At 68.7% G+C, this 1,951-nt stretch carries 1 protein-coding gene; it reads right to left on the bottom strand.

What is annotated here, in order from left to right; genetic code table 11:
* On the bottom strand, window positions 1-1,916 hold a 1,916-nt coding region (locus tag CJ255_RS21845; protein WP_165774887.1), incomplete at its 3' end, for a CHAT domain-containing protein.
* Window positions 1,917-1,951 lie beyond the last annotated feature (35 nt).

Raw genomic sequence — 1,951 nt, 5'->3', positions numbered from 1 at the left:
AAGCGCGGGTCGGGCAGCGACGGCTCGCGGCTGGTGAGCAGCAGGCCCGCGCCAGCGGCCCGCAGCCCGTCGAGGAGATCCCAGAGGGCGCTGAGGGCGGCGGGGGGGAGGGGAAGCGGCTCTTCGCGTTGGTTGGGTTGTTGACGCAAAGGCGCAAAGGCGCGAAGCTTTTGGTAGGTGTGCCGAACCTTAGCGGCTTTGCGGCTTTGCGCGAGCTTGTGCGGCGGGTGCGGCTCTTCGTGTTGGCTGGATTGTTGACGCAAAGGCGCAGAGGCGCGAAGCTTTTGGCGGTAGGTGTGCCGAACCTTTGCGGCTTTGCGGCTTTGCGTGAGCTTGTGCGGCGGGTGTTGGTGTGCTTCGGGCAGCCAGCTCTCCAGGTTGTCAAGCACGATGAGGGTGCGGCGCTGGCGCAGGTGGGGGCGGAGCTGGGCGAGGGCGGTGGTGTGGTTGTCGGGGTGGAAGTGGCCGTCGGCGCAGCCGAGGTGGCGGGCGAGGCTGGCGAGCAGCCAGGTGGCGCCGCCGCTGCTCGCTTCGGCGCTGATGAAGCATGCGCCACTGAACATGCCGGTGGCGCTGAGCCAGGTGGCCGCTTCGCAGGCGAGGCTCGTTTTGCCTTGACCGCCAAAGCCGTGGATCAGCACCGCTTGGCCGCGCTGGAGGGCGCGTTCGATCTGGTGCAGTTCGCGTGCTCGTCCGCCGAAGCCGTAGCGCGGCGGTGCGGGGAAGTTGCTGAGGGGCGGCGCGGCGACGGGTGCGGCGACGGGCGCGGCCCCCGCTTGGGGCTGAAAGTCGAGCGCCCGCTGCATGTAGTAGTGGGGCAGCCACCAGTCGCGCAGTGTAATCGGCGCGCCGGGTCGGTCGCGCTGGCGCTGCAAGAGGTGGCGGCGCGGGTCGGCGTGGAGCTGCTGGCGCGCCTGTTGCAGCGCCAACGGCACGGGGGTGCCTCGGGCGAGGCTGGCGTAGAAGCATTGCACCAGTTTGGTCGCGGTGGCGACGAGTAGGCTGGCGGGCATGGCGATCACCGCGTCGAGGCCGCCCCTGATCAACTGGCCCGCCACACTACTGAAGGCATCGTCCTCGGCACTCGTCGCGCTCTTGCAGGCGGTGAGCAGCGCCAACTTGATGCCACTCTGCCCCAGCGCGGCGGCGAGGTCGCTGGCGGCGACGAGGTGGGCTTGGCCATCTTCGTGCTCAAAGGCGAGCGCCCCCTGGCCCACAATGGCAAAGCGCACGCCATCCTGGGCGAAGCTTGGCTGGCCCTGCGGCCCAAAGGTGCCGTGGCCGTCGAAGTGCAGGATGTGAATGGGCGGCTGCTGCGGAGCATTGAGCCGCGCCACCAGCGCGGGCAGCGTCGGCGGGCGCAGGAACTCCACCTGCAACTGGCCCTCAGCCAGCGCCTCCTCGACGGCGGCGAAGAGCGGGCGGGCGATACCCCGCGGATCGATGAAGCCCGTCTCATCGGGCCGCGCCGTCACCAGCAGCACACGCAGCGGCGGCGTAAAGGGTTGCAGCAGCGCTTGCACATTGGGCTCCGGCAGGCGGCGCACGATACTCACCGGCTGGCGCAGGCGCAGCGTCAGGAACGTGCGCCCATCGTGCAACAACTCCCACGGCAGACTGAGCGCCGCAAAGAGGCGCCGGTCGGTCGGCGCTTCCCCCGCCAACTGCTCCGCCGTCAGATCGAGTTCGAGGCTAAGCTGCTTTGCGTAATTATCCTGCACATTCCAGGGCTGAAAGATCTGCTGCCCCGCAGCCGTCGCAAAGAGCGCCGCAAAGAAAGCGCGGCCCACCTGCTCCATCCGCGCCTCAAGCTGCTGTGCCCGTTCAGCAAATTCACCAAACGGCCAGCGCCATGACTCCTCAAGGTACCAGGCGAGATCCTCACGCAGCGTCGCATCCATTGGATCGTACAGCAAACCGGTCGCCCGCTGGCGGCCCAGCATTGGGCAGG

This window comes from Candidatus Viridilinea mediisalina (genome assembly GCF_002532535.1).
Lineage (GTDB): Bacteria > Chloroflexota > Chloroflexia > Chloroflexales > Chloroflexaceae > Viridilinea > Viridilinea mediisalina.
The sequence above is the reverse complement of the archived record's forward strand: the minus strand, read 5'-3'. Positions and strand labels throughout refer to the sequence as shown.